Below are 17,046 nucleotides of genomic sequence, written 5' to 3'. Positions count from 1 at the left end.
TGATAAGCAATTTAGAGAAGGAGTACCTATGAACAAAGAAGAAATAACTGAGCTTTTAGAATTCTTAATGACAGACTATGGGCGAGGGTATCTAGCTGGGTTAGTTGGCGGGGTTTCAACGATTTTGAAAAGTTTAAAAAATAAAGAGGAAAACTAGAAAGGAGAGCGTATGACAGACTTTAAAAATTTAGATTGTCAATTTATCTTTCAACAATGCGACTGAAAATTATACTGCTGTTAGTAATAGTTTTATCAACGATCCTGCGCTAGATTTTACAGCTGTTGGTATCATGATGGTGGTGCTGGCTAATCACCCAAACTGGCAAGTTTATCCAGATGAGATAGCTAAAAGAAAAGGTGTTAACCGGAAGACAATTGATAAGTATTTCAAAATCTTTGAAGAGGCTGGATATTTGCGAAAAATCAGAAAAAAACCTCCCGGAAATGGAGGGAGTCATATATTCAGATTCTTCTCAGATACAAAAATAACTGATTCCCAATTCGATATTATGAAACAGAGATTAAACCAGTCTATCAAAAAGGCATCTATGAATTATCATTCTGACATTCCAAAAAGTGAGATGTCAGAAAGTGAGATGTCAGAAAGTGAGATGTCAGATTTTGGGCACTAATAAATACTAACTAACAACAAGTATTAACTAACAATAAATATTAAAAGACAACAAGTCCTACTCCTCTAAATAAATAAAAGAGAGGGTAGAAAAAATAAATTCAAAGGAGAACGAAATGAGACCAAGACGATATCCGTATAGTGGGAAAAGAAAAAAGCCTATCAATTTTCAGATAGACTTAGAAAAATTCAAGCGTCTTAGCTATGAAGCCATTCATGATACTTCTCAAGTAACTCAATAGTAGTTATTGCAGAAGTTAAACTACTGACCATCCCAAGTTGCAATCCGTCGGTATGGTCAATCTGTTTAGTAGCTTCATTAGCTTTAGCAGCAATATCTTGCATATCTTCAGCTGTTAAAGATTCTCGAAAATCTTTAAAGGATTTCATAAAATCACCTCCTTTCTGCTTATATTATAGCAGAAATGGAGATTAGAGACAGAAAGGAGCAGTAGGAGGATATTTCATCGGTCTTGAGACTGATATAGGAGGTTGAATGGAAGATAAAATTATTGAACTTGCTGATTACTTCATCAGCGAAAACACAACGTACAGAGAAGCTAAAATAGCGTGTGAGAAGCTATTGAGACAAGTCAGCCATGAGATTGAACTCAGGGCAATGGAAAGCAAGACTTTTTAAACAAAAAAGCACCTGACGGTAATCAGGCGCATACTAAAATAATCAAAATCATTATATCACAAAAATGCTTGCCCGCATAGTTGAGAGGATGTAAAAAATGGAAGGTATAACGTTACAATTACGATTGGACGGTGAAAGTGCTGAATTGTTCACCAATCAATTGTTGGCTTTTGCTGAAAAGCAGGTCAAGGAGCAGTTAGAGAATGACCGCATGCCAATTAATCAACAGGCTTTGATGAAGAAGTTTGGCTTTAATCATGCCTATGTTAAGAAGTTAGAACGCAAAGGATTAAGATTTCGTAAGCAAGGAAAAGATATTATGTATGATATCAATGATGTTTATGAAATTTTGGAATTAGAGAAAGAAGTACGAAAATTAAGAGCGTAAGGAGATAAAAATGTTTGAACCACCATTAGTTAGCCAATTATTAGGAACTGGCACAGTGATTTTAGGATTTATCGGTGCAGGGCTTCTAGCTCGTCAGATGGATAAGCAGGAAGAGGAGAAAATCCGCCAGAAGGAAGAAGAGAGACGAGAAGAGCAAGAATTTGCGTCTATGATTATCCAAGGTTACAACCAAGCATACGAACGTGGTAGAGAGGTACAGCGTCAAGAAATCCGCAAGAACATCCGTAGAGAGTTCAAGGGCTTCACCTACGACAACGAACCGCCTCAAGGATTGCGTCCAGAGCCTCTAGCCTTACCAGAACCACGAAGATCACGCTATGCAAAGTATTTGGGATAGATCAAAGGAGACGCTGATGACGAGAATTGAACTTGGAAAGGTGTATGCTCATGTTTGATTACGACAGAGATATAATGCAACCACCTGAAGAACGTGAGGAACTTGACCCAAGCGAGTACATCTATGTTGGATGTGGGCAGTATCGATACGTGGGTGATGAAGTATGATTGAGGAATTACTTGCAGAAATCGACAACTGGCGAGCTGAGTATATTCATCTTGGCCGAGAGCTGGGGCAAATCATCAACGACCAACAGGACATTATTTTGAAATTGCAAAACGAAAATCGACGCTTAAAGCGTGAAAATTGGAATTTGAAGAAGACGAAAGGAAGAAAGAAATGACTAAAACCGTTAAGATGACGCGATAGCAGAATAATAACTACTAATGAACAACAAAATCATCCTTATAAAAAATAAGGGAATTACAGAGTTTTTAAAGGAGGAGGAAAATGGCAAGTTTAACTTTCCCAGAATTGCAACAAAAAATGCAATTAGAAAAAAAGAAATCAAAAGATGTAAAGTACGCATTTAGAAATGCCGAGGACATCTATACAACTTTCAAAGAGCTAAAAAGCGATTGGTCTGTAATCGTAACTGATGAACTCGTTGAGCTTGTTGGAAAAATCTTTGTAAAAGCAACAGCCGTAGCTTTTAATGACGAGAGAGACGAGAGGTACCAATCAACAGCATACGCTGAAATGAGTCCAGTTCAAGTATTTAATACTCAAAAAGGCCAGATTAAACAAATGCAAGAACCACAATGGACAGGTGCAGTCAGCTCATACGCTAGAAAATATGCCTTGCAGGGGTTGTTTGCGATTGGTGAAAAAGATATTGATGAGTATCCAGTAGAAGTCAGCCAAGAACAAGGGCAGAATAATCAGCAACAGAAACCAAACAACCAGCAAGCCCAAGAACAACAAGTGAGGTACATTGATAACATTCAGTATCAAGAAATCATCAAGAACGTTGAAGAAATTGCGACGATTAAGGGAGCACCATTTGATACAGTTGCAAATTTTGTATTGAACAAGTATCAAATAGACGATTTCCACAAAGTACCAGTTGATGGCTATAACATAGTAATGGACTATCTCACTAAACAAATTCAAAAAGCATACGAAAAACAAGGAGTATAAGACATGGTAAAAGATGTAACTAATAGCTTGACAGAAATTAAGGTAGATTTCCAACCAGCAGTAATCAATGTTGATTATGATAGCGTTGAGAAACAACTTGCAGCAATCGTTGCACAGTACACGGATTATGAGGTGACGGCATCCACTTATAAGATTGATTATGATGAGCGTACACGCCTTAATAAATTAAAAGAGGCGTTGGAAACTCGGCGTAAGGAAATCAAAAATAACATCAATAATCCATACAAGGAATTTGAGAAGTGGTATAAGAAAACAGTTGAGCCATTGGATAATGTTATCTCAAACATCACAGCAGGACTTAATGCGATTGATGAACATGAACGATTGATGCGCGTGGATGTTATCCGGACTACCTTTGAGGATAGGTGTATGTTCGCAGGGATTGAAAAATCAACATTCGCTGACAAATACGATGAGTACAGCCTCAAGAAATATTTTAAAACAGGCAAGTATGAGCTGAAAAATACAACACTTGATGAAATGGATGCCTTGGTGCTTTCAGAATTTGATGCCCTGGAAGAATATAAGGCCAACAAGCAAGCTATCCAAGAGCAAGCTCAAGAGTACGATTTGCCAGCTGATAGCTATATCAGACATCTTGAAGATGGTAAGAGCCTTGTTGATGTTTTCAAGATGATGAAAACTGATCGTGATGCTGAGATTGCACACAAAGAGCAGAAAGAGGCTCAAGAAAAAGCAGAAGCTGAACGACTTGCAGAGATTGAACAATTGGCCAAAGAAAATGCAAATGCGCATATCAAGGCTTACGATGCTGAAACAGGCGAGATTTTGGAGCAGGGTACAATTACACCAGAACCTCAAAACAATGCGCGAGAGGTGGCAAAATTTGAACCTAGCGAGCCTTTAACAATTGACTTGCGTTTGACATTGCATGGTGGGAAATCTCAGTTTGATCAGTTGAAAGAATGGCTTGAGGATAACTTTATCAGCTTTGAAACTTTGGAGGGTTAGGTGGAATTTAGAAAGTATCAACTTATTTTAGAGTTTGAGGAGGCTAATAGGCCTCTCACACAAATTGAAAAGAAAAGCCTTGCTATTTACTCTATCGAGTATTTAAAAGCGGGGCTAGATAGCTTAGAACGTGAATATTGCAACAGGAGGTATGCACAATGAAGTTTAATGAACTGATTGAAAATGTAAAAGGTTGGTCAACAGAAAGGAGTCAGAACTATGAGATGTTTTTATGTCAGTGGTAAAATTGCAGATCTTGATTTGGGGTCAGAAATCAATGCAGAAAATTCATTTATGGCCGCTATTGAGTTTGTGAAACGATACACCGACTTATTAAAGTTTGGTGCGCATGAAATAAAGGTATCAGAAGTAGAGGAGGTTTCAGCATGACAGTTTTAGCATGGCTAATCTATAATCTATCGGTACTTGCTACCTCCTTATACCTTACTATTCATTTTAATTCTGGATGGTGGATGCTTCTTGTTTTGATTGCATCAACCGACTTAAAAACTAAGAGAGGTACAATCAATGATAAATAACGTTGTTTTAGTAGGGCGACTTACAAGAGATGCCGAACTGAGATACACGCAATCTAATATTGCGGTTGCTACATTTACTCTTGCTGTAAATCGTCCGTTTAAGAACGAGGCTGGAGAGCGTGATGCTGATTTTATCAATTGCGTTATCTGGAGACAGTCAGCTGAAAATCTTGCTAATTGGGCTAAAAAAGGCTCATTGATTGGTATCACAGGAATAATTCAAACACGTAGCTATGATAATCAACAAGGCCAACGTGTTTATGTCACAGAGGTTGTTGTTAGTAATTTTCAACTGTTGGAAAGCCGTAACGGTCAGCAAAATAATCAAGGCCATCAAGATCATCATGGCGGTTATCAGCAACAGGGTTACAGTAACCAGGGTAGTTCTTTCCAAAACGGAAATAACACAGGGAACAATTTCCAAAATGGAAATAGTTACGGGCAACAAGGTAGTTTCTTTGAGGGGAATACAACAAATCCAGTTCCTGATTTCACCCGAGACAATAATCCATTTGGCAGACCCACAAAGCCATTGGATATCAGTGATGATGATTTGCCATTCTAGGTGATTGAAAGTGATTATTAAGTTTGAAAAAGCTACGTAAAGAAAAAAAGCTATCTCAAAAGGAAATAGCAAAAGAAATGAGCATATCAGAAAAGACTCTATCACGCTGGGAAAACGGAGAAAGCCAAATTAAACCAGAAAAAGCCCAGCAACTAGCTGACTACTTCGAGGTAAGCGTTGGATATCTGTTGGGGTATGAAAGTAACCCATTGGAACGATTGGAAAGCTTAGTTGATGAACTAAAGGAGCACAAGGACTTGTTAGGAATTCTGGATTGGTACACAGCTTTTGATTTAGCTAATGACATTCTTGCAATAGCAAGCGTGGAAAAAGCTAGATGGCTAGGGAGGTTGAATGCAGGAAAGATTGATTCTTAAATTTGAGTTAAACAGAAAGCAGATGATTAACTCAAATGATAGACCGCACTTTCATCAAAAGTCTAAAATCACTAAGTTTTTACGGCAGTTGGCCGAATACGAGGGCAAGAATGTACTGAGAGATTACTTTGGGTTGCCTTACAGCGAGGACAAGCCTTGCAAGGTTAAGGTTCGGATATATCCTCCGACAAATCGGAAGTATGACCCACCGAACTGGTCGCCTACAAGCAAGGCTTTGTTTGACGGTTTGACGGACGCTAATATTTGGACAGATGATAACTACAATGTGATAGTATCGACTGAGTTTATGCACGGTGGCAAGTCCGGAAATAAGAATTACAGGATTGAGCTGGAGATTTACGAATATCACGAGATATTGCAAAGGATAGTAGATGTGATTTGACAGGAGGTAAGAAATATGATTGGAGTAACCTATCAGGAAATTCATCTCTTTGTTGAGTTTTTGAAAAAGCAGTATGGGCAAGGTCGTCCAGACTATATTGAAGCACTGAACTACTTAGACGGCTTGGCGAAAGTCTCCCACAGAGAAGCTATTGAAAGATTTTTAGAAGATGAAGTACGATAAACAGGCTGAGCTTGACGGACTGAAACGCACAATCAAGCAAAACGAAGAGAAGATAATCGAGTATTCGAAGCCGTGCGATGCACGGAAAAGACGCATTAGAGAGCTGGAGCGCGATTTGTTGAAGAAAAAGAATAAAGAATTAAGGCAGAAAGTAGAGGAGTTGAAAGATGAATAAGCAGGAATTGATTGAGAAATACGAAGCGGTTGAATGTCTTGTAGGTATTGTTAGCGGAAAAACTATTCTAAAAAGCGTTCTAAGAGACTTGCAACAACTAGACGAACCAGAAAAAGTCAAGGTTCCGCAGTTTGTGGCTGAATGGATTGAGGAAGCTAGAAAAGCTTGTAAAGACGTGGCAGAATTATTCGAATTTGATTTCACGAACGATGAAGTTAGGAAATGGTTTATGCAAGAAAGACCATTTGATTTAGTAGCTAGAGCTTGGCTTAACGGCTACGAGGTCGAGGAAGAGAAGCGGTATAAGGTTGTAATGCCTAATGTTTCTTCGAGCGGAGGTGTTTTGACCTGTATCAAACATGACGATAGCTGGATTTGGATTGATACACTCGGGACCATCGTCGAAGGGCGAACTCACACTCGCAAAGAACTAGAAGAAGCTGGATTCGGCTGGGTTTTCAATTGTGAAGGTATTGAGATTGAGGAGGTGGAGTGATGATTATCAAGAATTATAAATATGATTTTTCGAGTGGCAGAATACGCTACACAATTGATGTTGATGGCTATGAACAAGCCATGGAACACACAAAGACAGAATACGGAAGTGTACAAAGAAATGATATTGATGATTTCTTAAGTATGGTTGAGGAATACGACTTTCAAGAAGCTGAAATGGTTGAAGAATTTGTGGATTTTCAAAGCCATTTGCTTATGTATGGAATTGATTTTGAATTGGAAAATGAGGTGCAGTGATGAAACGACCAAACAGATATCCTTACACACGAAGTCAATGGGTTGAAGAAACCGTTGATCACTATACATATAAAAGCGATATTTGCTATACAAGTCACATTTTAGAAAATAGACTTACTGGAGAAATTAAGGACAAGGAGGTGAAGTGATGGCAGATGAGCAAAATATTTTAGAGACGCAATTGATTTTAGGTAAGCAAGTTTTAGAAATTGTATTGGATTTGCTAAAAGACGATTCAAAAACAGGGGGAGTTCTACCTTTAAACATAAATGACCATGAATTTACGATTACTATAGAAAAGGAGGTCACAGATTGAAACGTTTTATCGCAATCTGGATATTATTATCTGCTGGACTAAACATCTGGCAGATGGACAGGATTCGAGATTTGGAAGAGAAGAAGCCGTTGGTTATCTACAAGGCGGATAACGTAGGCGCTGAGATATTTGGTAAAGTCGTCGAGAAAGGACGACACGGCAAGCTGTACACGATAACCATTCGTGACTACGGTGTGTTCGTGGTTACGAAGGACGTGTATGAGAAAGTGAAAGTTGGGGATGAGGTGTTACTATGACAGAAACTATTAAACTACCAGACTATTATGAGCCTGATTGGAAAAATGCAAGGTACGGGTCGTTGGAAGAACTTAAAGAATTGTTGCTCTTTAAGCGTATTGTGAAATGGGATAAGGACTTTTTGCTGCTTGAAGACGGCACAAAGGTCACTATTGAAATGTCTGAAAGTGATTGCTGTGCCTCAGCAGGTGGGGAGTTCCAAGATGTATTACTTGACGCTGTGATTACTAATGTTGAAATTGGAGAACCGGAAGAAATCCCCGACCATTGGGGAACTGGTTATAAAAACAAAGTAACTATCTTCCATAATCAGAACCCTGTAGCTATTGCCAATTGTGAAGCAGAGCATAACGGCTATTATTACAGCGTAGGCTCTTTAGTGATTGGTGATATTCATTTTCCAGTTGTTAATGCTTAGGAGGATTTAACATGATTCCAAAATTTAGAGCGTGGGATACCACAAATAAAGAGATGTTTAAAGACACTTTCTCAATAACAGAAAGTGGGCAAGTTGTAGTGGTTGAACAGGAGGATGTCATGTGCCCTCCAGATTATGTTTTTGTTGATAATCTAGTCATCATGCAATCAACAGATATGGTTGATAGGGATGGCAATATTATCTTTGATGGCGATATAGTCAAAATGTCTAAGGATGTCTATTCTGAACCGACTTATTACGAGGTTGTAAGGCATTATGGAGGAGCCTATCGTCTTGAATCTAAACAATACGGATGTGAATTGTGGCTACGACATGCTGATTGTGAGGTCGTTGGGAATGTGTACGAAAACAAGGAGTTACTAGATGCCTGACGTAGAATGGATTATGGAGAATTGCCATATGATGCGTGACAATGGTATCTGGGCAGGAGAGAAACAGATTTCCTACGCTAGTCCAGATGGGCAATATACGTATTACATCAACAAGAGAAAAGATGGCACTTATTATTTACATGGAGCGTATAAACATTATGGCAGGACGTAGATGGACGGAAGACGAGGTTGATTATCTGGAGTGGTACGTCTTGTCCAGAGAAGAGCATGATTTAACACAGGCTTGCAAGTTTTTGGATAGAAGTTACCAAGCAGTTCGGTCAAAATTAGCCAAACTCCAGAAATACAATCCTAACTTGCAATTTCAGCCCAAATGGTCAGACGCAGATGATAGCTATATCCTGAAATACTACCAACGCTTTTCGTACAAGACCTTGGCTCGTATCTTAGGACGTAGTGAGAAAGCCATTCGAGACCGTATCCGAAAATTAGGGAAACGAAAAATTTTAGACTTGACTATATTTCACAAAGATGTAGTTTCGCTAGCCAATCAAGGTATAGCTGTAAAAGATATCGCACAAAAATTAGGACTACATTACAATCAGGTATATTACTACTTGAATAAACATCATATTCCTTACAAAAAGCGAGAGTTTAGAAATCAAAGTAACAATTTCGCTTGGAGGAATTTGAATGATATGATTTTTATGAGGAGGACTTAACATGACAGACAACATAAACAAACCAAGCCACTACCAAGGTGCAAACGGTCTTGAGGCTATCGATGTTGTGCATAACTTCGTTGGGAGCCTTTCCGGAACGTCTGCTTTCTTTTGGGGCAACGCAATCAAGTATATGTTACGGTTTCAAAAGAAAAACGGTCTGGAAGACCTGAAGAAAGCCAGAAAGAACCTTGATTGGCTGATTGAGGAATTAGAGAAAAACTAAAAAAGCCCAATCCATAAGGACTAGGCTTCAAAGATGAAGTTGTAGAGTTGGACAACCTTCTGAAAACTGGTTGTATCCATGGTTGTGATTTTTTGAGCCCTGCGCTCTCTAAAGTCAAAGGTATAGAGTTGGAGTGGATTGACAGAGCCGTCTACCTTATTGGAACGCACAGGAACGAGCAGGCCTTGTTCTTCTAGTCTGCTTTGACCGTGTGTAATAGGGCATACAGCCACAAATCCCGTCCGCTCCGAATATTCTCTACGCGAGACGACAATAGCAGGACGGCGTTTCTGAATCTCACGTCCAACAGACGGGTCAAAGTCAATCCAGATGATGTCCTGTTTTTCTGGAATGTAATCATATTTCGCTGTCAAGGAATCTTACCCCCTCAAAGTCATCTTCCATGCGTAGGTCTGCATCTCCACTAAATGGGTCTGGAATTTTTGGAGCTAGGACAATGACATTATCTACACCCTTGTAGACAAACATTTCCTGACCTTCTGGAACATTGAGTGTTTTCGGAATGGTCACAGTGACAGAGTTCCCAACCTTACGAGTTTTAACAGTATTCATTTGTTTCTCCTTTGCTTTGTATACATACAGTATACACCTAAAAAGGGAGTAAGGCAAGAAAAAAGCCAGCACAGCTGACTTCTCGTGTTATAGTTTCGCATAACTATTATATCATGAGGAGGAGTTCGTGTGCAAATAGAGTTATTGGATATCATCGATGAAAAGAAAACTAGAAAGGAAGCTATCAAAGTACTCAAAAAATACAGTCGTCTGAGACGGATAGCTGGAGAAGAATACGCTCCAAAAATCACAATATCCTACTCGCTGGAGCCAAGGTCATCAAGTGGTCAGACAAGTAAGCAGGTAGAAAGCATGGTCTTGCGTAGAGTATCAGCTCAGCAGGATTTAGAACTAATCGCTAAAGCAATCAACAATCTTTCCGATATGGAATATACACGTATCCTAATCGAACGATATTGCAGGAAGAAAAGGAGGGAAGACTACAGCATCTACTCAGAACTAGGCTACTCATCCAGTGAGTATTATCGGATATTAAACAAAGCTCTATTAGAGTTTGCGGAGTCCTATCAAGCAAGCAACCTTTTGGTTTACAAGTGATTTCTGGGAAAATCTTGGGAAAAATCTGGGAAAATCTTGGGAGAATTGGAACGAAAAAAGGTGTTAAAATAGTATTATCCAATGATTGGCAACGAACAGTCATGAGGACTCCTAAAAATATAGAGGTTCCGGCCTCTTAGACAGTAAGGACAGGTTAGCAGGTTGTTTGGGTCTCCTTGAAACTTTTACCAAACGTGCGTTTTACTGCTAGACCAGTTGGTTCGATTCCAGCTACTGTCATTTGAGTGTTTGTGTCCCAGAATGGGGTAGGCAGTTGGCTTAGCATTCATATATCACTCATTAACTTAAAAATGGTTGCAGAAGTGACCGAACCTCGCATGGTTGCGTAGCTACTTATATCCTAGGTAAGTTATAAGCTAGAGGGTTTGATTCCCTCAGAGGTTTTAAAGACTACAAAAAAATAAAAAAAGGAAAACTTTCAAATTGATTACTAATTAACACGCAAGGTAGTAGTCGCCTTGCAGAAAGGTCGCACATTGTGTGGCTTTTTTATTTTGTGAATGGAGGTGATGGACATTGGGTTAAATCAAAGACAAAAGATGTTTGCGAGCGAGTATTTGAGGACTGGAAATGTCTATCAATCCGCAATATTCGCAGGTTATAGTGAAGCGTATGCTAAGACAACCGCTAGTAAATTGCTAGAAAATGCAAGCGTTAAAACGTTTATACAAACCGAAACTGAAAAGATGCATGATGAAAATATTTTGAGTGCTAAAGAGGCTCTTTCAATTCTCTCAGACATCGCAAGAGGCCAGCGACTTGAGGAAGTTTTGATGATGAACCCTGTCACTGGTGAGGTGGATAGAGTTACGAAAAAGGCAGATAATAACACAGTTATTAAAGCGATAGCTGAAATATTGAAGCGTTATCCGACTGCTAAACAAGCTGAGAAACTAGAACTTGAAATCGAAAAACTTAAATCACAAATCGGTGTGGATAATGAACAAGACGATAAATTGATAGAGTTTGCTAAGGCTTTGAGAGGTGCTTTTGACGACAAATAAATTTACGAAACGACAAGAAGAAGTACTTACACGAGTATTGAATGATGATTTTTTTATCTGTGGTCTCCATGGTGCAAAACGTTCAGGTAAAACTGTTCTAAACAACATGGTCTTCATGAATGAGATTGCACGAGTAAGAGAAACAGCGGATAGATTAAACATAGATGAGCCGATGTATATCTTAGCTGGAACATCTTCAACATCGATACAAAACAATATCATTCAGGAACTGTATAATATGTTTGATATTGAACCTAAATACGATAAGCACGGAGCTTTTACTCTTTGTGGCGTTAAGGTAGTTCAAGTCTACACTGGTTCCATTTCTGGTTTAAAGCGCGCCCGTGGCTTTACTGCATTTGGAGCTTATGTAAATGAGGCGTCACTTGCTAATGAGCAGGTGTTCAAAGAAATAATCTCACGTTGCTCAGGAGAGGGCGCACGGATTGTTTGGGATAGTAACCCAGACATCCCTACACACTGGCTTAGACGGGATTATATCAACTCAGGCGACGATATGATTATAGACTTTCATTTTAAGCTAGATGATAACACATTCATGTCTGATAGATACCGTGAGAATATAAAATCAGCCACACCGGCAGGCGTCTTCTATGACCGAGACATCCTTGGTCTGTGGGTAACTGGCGAGGGTGTCGTCTATCGTGATTTTAGCGAGAATATGTTTGTAGATAACGTACCAGAGGATATTACCAAAGTATACGCTGGCGTGGACTGGGGATATGAACACTTTGGCTCTATTGTTGTTATTGGAGAAACATCTGACGGTTCGGTTTATCTGTTAGAGGAACACGCTCATCAGTACAAAGAGATAGACTTTTGGGTAGACCTCGCTAAGAATATCAAGAAACGATACGGGAATATTACGTTCTGGGCAGATAGCGCACGACCTGAACACGTTGCAAGATTCCAAAGAGAGCAATTAAGAACATTCAACGCTAATAAAGCAGTCTTGTCTGGTATTGAAGAAGTCGCCAAGTTAATGAAAACCGGGCGCTTTTTTGTTGTATCAAACAAGGTCAGCAAGTTCAAAGATGAGGTCTATCAATACATCTGGAATGAAAAGACGGGCGAGCCAGTAAAAGAAAATGACGACGTGCTGGATGCGGTGCGTTATGCGATTTACTCGCAACATTCTCAACCTAAAGCAACCGTCCGCAGGCGTTCTGATTATGGTCTATAGAGAGGAAAGACATGTACCAATATTTAACCTATCCACGGGATGGATATGATGAGGGTTCTTTGAAGAAAGACCTGATTTATAAATTGATAACGAAGCATAGCACTGAAGGCTCACGTTTGAAGAAGCTTAAAAGCTACTACTTGGGTGAGCATGCTATCTTAAATCACAAGAGACGCAACGTGAACGCACCCAATTACAAGACGGTAGCTAATCATGCCAAGGATATTGCAGACACGGCTACGGGCTATTTTATGGGCAATCCTATTAAGTATAACAATACTGCTGACGGTGATATTGATGAACTGCTCACATCCTTTGACGGTGCTGAGATTGACCAAGTGGATGCGCAGAATGCTTTAAACATGGCTATCTACGGTCGTGCTTACGAGTACATCTATGCCAAAGAGGGATTGACTGAGTTGGACTCAACTAGTATCGATCCAGAAAATACCTTTATGGTTTACGATGATAGTATTGAGCGGAAGCCTTTGTTTGCGGTCTACTACTATCAAGTCAAAGATGATACAAAAGACACGACTAAGTATCAAGCTGAGGTCTTTACTGAGAATCTGCATTATCACATGGTACTGAGAAGTACAGATTCAGGAACAACTCAGAATGAGCAAGTAGAACCCCACAACCTAGGGCAAATCCCAATCATTGAGTATCGCAACAATCACTTTGCGATTGGCGACTACGAGCAACAGATGAGCTTGATTGACGCTTATAATTCCTTGATGGGTAACCGTGTCAACGATAAGGAGCAGGCAGTAGAGTCTATCCTTGTATTGTATGGTACGCAATTAGCAGACACTCCAGAAGATGCTAAGGTAGCGATGAAGATTCTTTCTGAAGAAGGCCTTTTGGAATTGCCGGGCGATAGTGCAAGGGCTGAGTTCTTGAAGAACACGCTGGACGAAAGTGCTACTGAAATCTTGCGTACAGCTCTGAAAGAGGATATCTACACATTTAGCCATGTGCCTAACTTGACTGATGAGAATTTCGCAGGCAATACGTCAGGTGTAGCCATGGAATTCAAGCTAATGGGCCTTGAGATGATTACTAAGACCAAGGAGGCGAACTACAAGCGAGGTTTAAGACAGCGTATTGCGATTTTTGCTCATTACTTGGGTATGAAACAGATTGCTTTAGAGTCTCATTCAATCGTTCCGCAGTTTAGCCGTGGTTTACCTAAGAACTTACTGGAAATCTCTCAGATTGTGAACAACTTGGAAGGCAAAGTGACCAATAGGCAGCTTATTTCTCTCTTGCCATTTGTAGAAGACCCTGACGCTGAGCTGGAAGCCTTGGAAGAAGAGAAAAAGAAGAACATGGAAGACATGCCGATGTTCAACCAAGACAACACGAAACCCGAAGACGAGGTAGAGGATGAAGAATCAGGAGTATTGGGCGAAGAGGAAAGCCAATCTGATTTACCAGCAGATGGACAAGGCCGAAAAGCAGGCAGACAAGTTCGATAAGGTCTATCAGGAAGCTAAGACCTACTTGGATAAGGAAATCAATAAGATTTTCGATAAGTTCCAACGTGATTATGGTTTAAGCCAGGTAGACGCTAAACAAGTTTTGAAGAACATGAAGGACAAGAAAGACTTGAATGAACTTCGTAAGGTGCTTGAGGCTAGGCCGAATGACCCGAACATTCAAAGACTACTGGCTGACTTAGATAGTCCAGCTTATTCTTTCCGTATGAAGCGCTTAGAGCGTTTGAGCAACGATTTAGACCGTATGCGTGAATCTATCTATCATTCGGAGAAGACGGGCTCAGATGCCTTTTATAGCGACCTGATGAAGGATAGTTACTACAAGGCTACCTTTGACCTACAACAGCAGACAGGGCTCGCATATGGCTTTTCTGGGCTTCCTGAGAGCGAGATTAAACATCTACAGTCTTTTAGCTGGGTAGGAGACGGAAGTACCTACTCAACAGACATCTGGAAGAATACGGGTAAGCTTACTTCTAGCATAAAAGATGAATTACTCATAAGCCTCATGACAGGCAGAGATACACGAGAAACTGCACAAGCAATTGCTGAGCGATTCAATGTAGGTCAGAACGATGCAAGGCGTTTGGTTCGGACGGAATCAGCCTTTTTTCATAATCAAATGGAACTACTCAGCTATGAAGAAGCAGACATAGAAAAGTATATCTTTGTAGCCGTCTTAGACAAGCGTACATCACGCATTTGTCAGGAACATGATAATCAGGTCTATGATAGGGATAAGGCTGTCCCTGGCGTTAATTGTCCGCCTATGCACCCGTGGTGCAGGTCTACTACTGTCGGATACGATGAGGACGCAGACTACAGCAAGTTGAAGCGCAGAGCAAGGAATCCAGTGACAGGGAAGACCGAGCTAGTACCTGCTGATATGACGTATAAAGAGTGGTATAGCAAGTATGTCGATGAAAAAGGTAAGTCTGTAAAACGTAAAGCGTTTGATAAAACTATTAAAAATGGTACAATAGTAAGTGTATCAGGGACTACAATTGGACACACTCCGCCTGGCAAAAGAGGTTTGCCTAATAGTGTAGTTCAGCATAATGCTACAAACGGAGATGTTCTTGGTAGAACTTACTATGATGCTAGAGGTTTTAAAACGAAAGATGTTCATTTTACAAACCATAAGCAACCGGCACGTCATCCTTATGGAAAAATCGGAGAACATGCTCATGATTTTGTATTTGATGATGAAGGTAAGTTCGTTAGTAGGAGTACTAGAGAATTAACAGACGATGAAAGAAAGGAGAATCAAGATATATTATGGCGATATTAGATAATTTACAAGCGTTATATGATAATGGATGGGACGCTTCTTTTAATTATAATGGTCAAGTATGTGGAATTTTCCCTAATTCTATTTATGATATTGTTGTTATTATCGGGGACAATGAATATAGAGCATCTTCTTTTGACGATTTGATTTCTTTACAGATTGAAGGGAAAACTTTGCCGGAAATCATGAACGAAGTTGAAGTACAATATGGCTAAAGCACCTAGAGAAATCTAAGTGCTTTTTTTATGCTTAGAAAGGAGCGAGAAATGAAATATCGTAAAAAGCCAGTGGTAGTTGAAGCCGTGCAGTTTTTAGATACAGAAGAAGCTATAAATGAGCTATGTGATTTTGGATTAGATCCAGTACGGATTGATTACGCAGACTTAAAAAATCCTCTTTTAAAAATCGAAACGCTTGAAGGATTGATGATTGCGACAGAAGGGGATTACATTATTAAAGGAGTTCAGGGCGAGTACTATCCATGCAAACCTGACATTTTTAAAGAAACATACGAAAAAGTAGAGGAGTGAAAACATGTTTATCTGGGATTGGGTATCAATTTTATTTGGTTGGATTATATTTTTTGCATTAATTTTATTCGTAATAATTAAATTATTCGAAGTAATCTCAGCAGTAATTTCAACTCTAAAAGTCGGAATTGAATACAGAAAGAAACTGAAACAATTGAAAAATAAATAACCTAACCGCATCGAAATCAAGGCGGTTTTCTTATGCTCTAACCGTATGGAATCCCGTACGGTTTTAATATTGTCCAAACTGTACCGATGACATTAAAAGCTGTACTGTTCCGTCGCCGGACGTAAAACGAGATTATCGAGTGGCGACGTAATCGCTGGAGGACAATTATGTCAGAAGAAATCAATGCAACTGTATCTACTGAATCAACTGAGACTGTCGACACTCAAGAAAATGTTGATACAGTGCAGGAAGAAAAGCACGAACGAACTTTCACTCGTGCTGAAATCGGTAAGATGCTATCTGCCGAACGCTCTAAATGGGAAGCTGAGCAAGAAGCCAAGGAAAACGAAGCTAAGAAGCTTGCCAAGATGAACGCTGATGAGAAACAGAAATATCAGTTGGATCAGCGTGAGCAAGAACTAGCTGACCGTGAAAAGGCTATTGCTCGCAAGGAATTGACCGCAGAAGCTAAAGCAATGCTAAGTGAACGTGACTTACCTGTTGAGTTAGTGAACGTGGTTGATTTGACAAGCGCAGAGACGGTATCGCAGTCTGTCGCTGTATTGCAGAAATCATGGGAGCAAGCCGTGCAAAAAGGCGTACAAGAAAAGCTAAAAGGCGGAGCTCCAATGAAGCAAGCACCAGTTGACAGCGACGGTATCACAAAAGAAGAATTTGCTCGTATGGGTTATCAGAGTCGAAATGAACTCTATCAAAAGAACCCAGAACTCTATAAGAAATTGAAAGGTTGAAATA

At 39.7% G+C, this 17,046-nt stretch carries 36 protein-coding genes and 1 pseudogene; 34 read left to right on the top strand and 3 right to left on the bottom strand.

Annotation, left to right across the window (positions count from 1 at the left end; all coding sequences use genetic code 11):
• Positions 1–28 precede the first annotated feature (28 nt).
• Positions 29–157 (top strand): hypothetical protein, encoded by a 129-nt coding sequence (locus tag OC529_RS04475; protein WP_262081580.1) that lies wholly within the window; start codon positions 29–31, stop codon positions 155–157.
• A 133-nt stretch (positions 158–290) separates the two neighbouring features.
• A complete protein-coding gene (locus OC529_RS04470) occupies positions 291–632 on the top strand; it encodes a helix-turn-helix domain-containing protein (protein ID WP_262081579.1) in 342 nt (113 codons plus the stop codon).
• 197 nt (positions 633–829) lie between these two features.
• Here the strand turns inward: OC529_RS04470 and OC529_RS04465 are convergent, their stop codons facing one another.
• Entirely contained in the window at positions 830–1,021 is a 192-nt protein-coding gene (locus OC529_RS04465; RefSeq protein ID WP_125458557.1) for a hypothetical protein, read from the bottom strand.
• A 106-nt stretch (positions 1,022–1,127) separates the two neighbouring features.
• On the opposite strand from OC529_RS04465, the gene OC529_RS04460 reads away from it, so the two are divergent.
• The 23 genes and pseudogenes from OC529_RS04460 (at position 1,128) to OC529_RS04350 (ending at position 9,438) form a co-directional block, all read left to right on the top strand.
• The gene (locus tag OC529_RS04460; RefSeq protein WP_173275407.1) at positions 1,128–1,271 is read left to right on the top strand and encodes a hypothetical protein; all 144 of its coding nucleotides are present in this window, start codon (positions 1,128–1,130) and stop codon (positions 1,269–1,271) included.
• A 97-nt stretch (positions 1,272–1,368) separates the two neighbouring features.
• Positions 1,369–1,659, top strand: a complete 291-nt coding sequence (locus OC529_RS04455; RefSeq protein WP_261091258.1) for a hypothetical protein — start codon at positions 1,369–1,371, stop codon at positions 1,657–1,659.
• A 10-nt stretch (positions 1,660–1,669) separates the two neighbouring features.
• On the top strand, positions 1,670–2,017 hold the full coding sequence (locus OC529_RS04450) for a hypothetical protein (RefSeq protein WP_262081578.1): 348 nt from the start codon (positions 1,670–1,672) through the stop codon (positions 2,015–2,017).
• A gap of 163 nt (positions 2,018–2,180) precedes the next feature.
• Positions 2,181–2,360, top strand: coding sequence for a hypothetical protein (locus tag OC529_RS04445; RefSeq protein WP_262081577.1), 180 nt, complete (start codon positions 2,181–2,183; stop codon positions 2,358–2,360).
• Positions 2,361–2,467: 107 nt separating this feature from the next.
• Positions 2,468–3,157, top strand: a complete 690-nt coding sequence (locus OC529_RS04440) for an ERF family protein (RefSeq protein WP_262081576.1) — start codon at positions 2,468–2,470, stop codon at positions 3,155–3,157.
• A gap of 3 nt (positions 3,158–3,160) precedes the next feature.
• Positions 3,161–4,150, top strand: a complete 990-nt coding sequence (locus OC529_RS04435; protein ID WP_262081575.1) for a DUF1351 domain-containing protein — start codon at positions 3,161–3,163, stop codon at positions 4,148–4,150.
• Entirely contained in the window at positions 4,151–4,312 is a 162-nt protein-coding gene (locus tag OC529_RS04430; protein ID WP_262081574.1) for a hypothetical protein, read from the top strand.
• Positions 4,313–4,369: 57 nt separating this feature from the next.
• Entirely contained in the window at positions 4,370–4,540 is a 171-nt protein-coding gene (locus tag OC529_RS04425) for a hypothetical protein (protein WP_191239476.1), read from the top strand.
• Positions 4,537–4,689, top strand: coding sequence for a hypothetical protein (locus tag OC529_RS04420; RefSeq protein WP_156012121.1), 153 nt, complete (start codon positions 4,537–4,539; stop codon positions 4,687–4,689). The genes OC529_RS04425 and OC529_RS04420 overlap by 4 nt, the downstream gene beginning before the upstream one ends.
• Complete coding sequence (gene ssb, locus OC529_RS04415; RefSeq protein WP_262081573.1) at positions 4,679–5,254, top strand: single-stranded DNA-binding protein; 576 nt, start codon at positions 4,679–4,681, stop codon at positions 5,252–5,254. The genes OC529_RS04420 and ssb overlap by 11 nt, the downstream gene beginning before the upstream one ends.
• A gap of 23 nt (positions 5,255–5,277) precedes the next feature.
• A pseudogene (locus OC529_RS04410) lies at positions 5,278–5,460 on the top strand (helix-turn-helix domain-containing protein); the annotation flags it as partial.
• Between the two features lie 148 nt (positions 5,461–5,608).
• Positions 5,609–6,034 (top strand): hypothetical protein, encoded by a 426-nt coding sequence (locus OC529_RS04405; RefSeq protein ID WP_262081572.1) that lies wholly within the window; start codon positions 5,609–5,611, stop codon positions 6,032–6,034.
• 15 nt (positions 6,035–6,049) lie between these two features.
• Positions 6,050–6,217 (top strand): hypothetical protein, encoded by a 168-nt coding sequence (locus tag OC529_RS04400; protein ID WP_262081571.1) that lies wholly within the window; start codon positions 6,050–6,052, stop codon positions 6,215–6,217.
• The gene (locus tag OC529_RS04395) at positions 6,204–6,392 is read left to right on the top strand and encodes a hypothetical protein (RefSeq protein WP_262081570.1); all 189 of its coding nucleotides are present in this window, start codon (positions 6,204–6,206) and stop codon (positions 6,390–6,392) included. Before OC529_RS04400 ends, OC529_RS04395 begins: the two co-directional genes overlap by 14 nt.
• Complete coding sequence (locus OC529_RS04390) at positions 6,385–6,888, top strand: DUF1642 domain-containing protein (RefSeq protein WP_262081534.1); 504 nt, start codon at positions 6,385–6,387, stop codon at positions 6,886–6,888. The genes OC529_RS04395 and OC529_RS04390 overlap by 8 nt, the downstream gene beginning before the upstream one ends.
• Positions 6,888–7,145, top strand: coding sequence for a hypothetical protein (locus OC529_RS04385; protein WP_262081533.1), 258 nt, complete (start codon positions 6,888–6,890; stop codon positions 7,143–7,145). Before OC529_RS04390 ends, OC529_RS04385 begins: the two co-directional genes overlap by 1 nt.
• A 148-nt stretch (positions 7,146–7,293) precedes the next feature.
• A complete protein-coding gene (locus OC529_RS04380) occupies positions 7,294–7,461 on the top strand; it encodes a hypothetical protein (RefSeq protein WP_262081532.1) in 168 nt (55 codons plus the stop codon).
• Positions 7,458–7,718 (top strand): DUF1372 family protein, encoded by a 261-nt coding sequence (locus OC529_RS04375; RefSeq protein WP_262081401.1) that lies wholly within the window; start codon positions 7,458–7,460, stop codon positions 7,716–7,718. The genes OC529_RS04380 and OC529_RS04375 overlap by 4 nt, the downstream gene beginning before the upstream one ends.
• A complete protein-coding gene (locus OC529_RS04370) occupies positions 7,715–8,137 on the top strand; it encodes a hypothetical protein (RefSeq protein WP_262081400.1) in 423 nt (140 codons plus the stop codon). Before OC529_RS04375 ends, OC529_RS04370 begins: the two co-directional genes overlap by 4 nt.
• An 11-nt stretch (positions 8,138–8,148) precedes the next feature.
• A complete protein-coding gene (locus OC529_RS04365; RefSeq protein ID WP_262081399.1) occupies positions 8,149–8,529 on the top strand; it encodes a YopX family protein in 381 nt (126 codons plus the stop codon).
• Positions 8,522–8,701 (top strand): hypothetical protein, encoded by a 180-nt coding sequence (locus tag OC529_RS04360; RefSeq protein ID WP_160109930.1) that lies wholly within the window; start codon positions 8,522–8,524, stop codon positions 8,699–8,701. The genes OC529_RS04365 and OC529_RS04360 overlap by 8 nt, the downstream gene beginning before the upstream one ends.
• Entirely contained in the window at positions 8,652–9,212 is a 561-nt protein-coding gene (locus tag OC529_RS04355; protein ID WP_175879924.1) for an Lrp/AsnC family transcriptional regulator, read from the top strand. Before OC529_RS04360 ends, OC529_RS04355 begins: the two co-directional genes overlap by 50 nt.
• A gap of 1 nt (position 9,213) precedes the next feature.
• Complete coding sequence (locus OC529_RS04350; RefSeq protein WP_112445314.1) at positions 9,214–9,438, top strand: DUF3310 domain-containing protein; 225 nt, start codon at positions 9,214–9,216, stop codon at positions 9,436–9,438.
• A gap of 20 nt (positions 9,439–9,458) precedes the next feature.
• On the opposite strand, the gene OC529_RS04345 is transcribed toward OC529_RS04350, so the two are convergent.
• Positions 9,459–9,812, bottom strand: coding sequence for a type II toxin-antitoxin system PemK/MazF family toxin (locus tag OC529_RS04345; protein ID WP_112445311.1), 354 nt, complete (start codon positions 9,810–9,812; stop codon positions 9,459–9,461).
• Positions 9,796–10,011, bottom strand: coding sequence for a type II toxin-antitoxin system PemI/MazE family antitoxin (mazE, locus tag OC529_RS04340; protein WP_049524334.1), 216 nt, complete (start codon positions 10,009–10,011; stop codon positions 9,796–9,798). Before mazE ends, OC529_RS04345 begins: the two co-directional genes overlap by 17 nt.
• Positions 10,012–10,140: 129 nt before the next feature.
• On the opposite strand from mazE, the gene OC529_RS04335 reads away from it, so the two are divergent.
• From OC529_RS04335 to OC529_RS04295, 9 genes are all read left to right on the top strand, one after another.
• Complete coding sequence (locus tag OC529_RS04335) at positions 10,141–10,569, top strand: ArpU family phage packaging/lysis transcriptional regulator (protein WP_001165368.1); 429 nt, start codon at positions 10,141–10,143, stop codon at positions 10,567–10,569.
• A gap of 530 nt (positions 10,570–11,099) precedes the next feature.
• Positions 11,100–11,594, top strand: coding sequence for a terminase small subunit (locus tag OC529_RS04330; protein ID WP_166736849.1), 495 nt, complete (start codon positions 11,100–11,102; stop codon positions 11,592–11,594).
• Positions 11,581–12,798: a PBSX family phage terminase large subunit gene (locus OC529_RS04325; RefSeq protein ID WP_262081569.1), complete on the top strand. Its 1,218-nt coding sequence runs from the start codon at positions 11,581–11,583 to the stop codon at positions 12,796–12,798. Before OC529_RS04330 ends, OC529_RS04325 begins: the two co-directional genes overlap by 14 nt.
• An 11-nt stretch (positions 12,799–12,809) precedes the next feature.
• On the top strand, positions 12,810–14,279 hold the full coding sequence (locus OC529_RS04320) for a phage portal protein (protein WP_262081568.1): 1,470 nt from the start codon (positions 12,810–12,812) through the stop codon (positions 14,277–14,279).
• The gene (locus OC529_RS04315) at positions 14,188–15,591 is read left to right on the top strand and encodes a minor capsid protein (RefSeq protein ID WP_262081567.1); all 1,404 of its coding nucleotides are present in this window, start codon (positions 14,188–14,190) and stop codon (positions 15,589–15,591) included. Before OC529_RS04320 ends, OC529_RS04315 begins: the two co-directional genes overlap by 92 nt.
• Positions 15,579–15,806: a hypothetical protein gene (locus tag OC529_RS04310; RefSeq protein ID WP_050242952.1), complete on the top strand. Its 228-nt coding sequence runs from the start codon at positions 15,579–15,581 to the stop codon at positions 15,804–15,806. The genes OC529_RS04315 and OC529_RS04310 overlap by 13 nt, the downstream gene beginning before the upstream one ends.
• A 51-nt stretch (positions 15,807–15,857) precedes the next feature.
• On the top strand, positions 15,858–16,121 hold the full coding sequence (locus OC529_RS04305) for a hypothetical protein (protein ID WP_262081566.1): 264 nt from the start codon (positions 15,858–15,860) through the stop codon (positions 16,119–16,121).
• A 4-nt stretch (positions 16,122–16,125) separates the two neighbouring features.
• Positions 16,126–16,290 carry a hypothetical protein gene (locus tag OC529_RS04300; RefSeq protein ID WP_262081565.1) on the top strand — a complete coding sequence of 55 codons (165 nt, stop codon included), beginning with the start codon at positions 16,126–16,128 and terminating at the stop codon, positions 16,288–16,290.
• A 167-nt stretch (positions 16,291–16,457) separates the two neighbouring features.
• A complete protein-coding gene (locus OC529_RS04295; protein WP_001288021.1) occupies positions 16,458–17,042 on the top strand; it encodes a DUF4355 domain-containing protein in 585 nt (194 codons plus the stop codon).
• Positions 17,043–17,046 lie beyond the last annotated feature (4 nt).

It is taken from the genome of Streptococcus sp. Marseille-Q5855, assembly GCF_946901985.1.
Classification (GTDB): domain Bacteria; phylum Bacillota; class Bacilli; order Lactobacillales; family Streptococcaceae; genus Streptococcus.
Note: the sequence above shows the minus strand (reverse complement) of the source record. Positions and strands in the feature narration are given on the sequence as shown.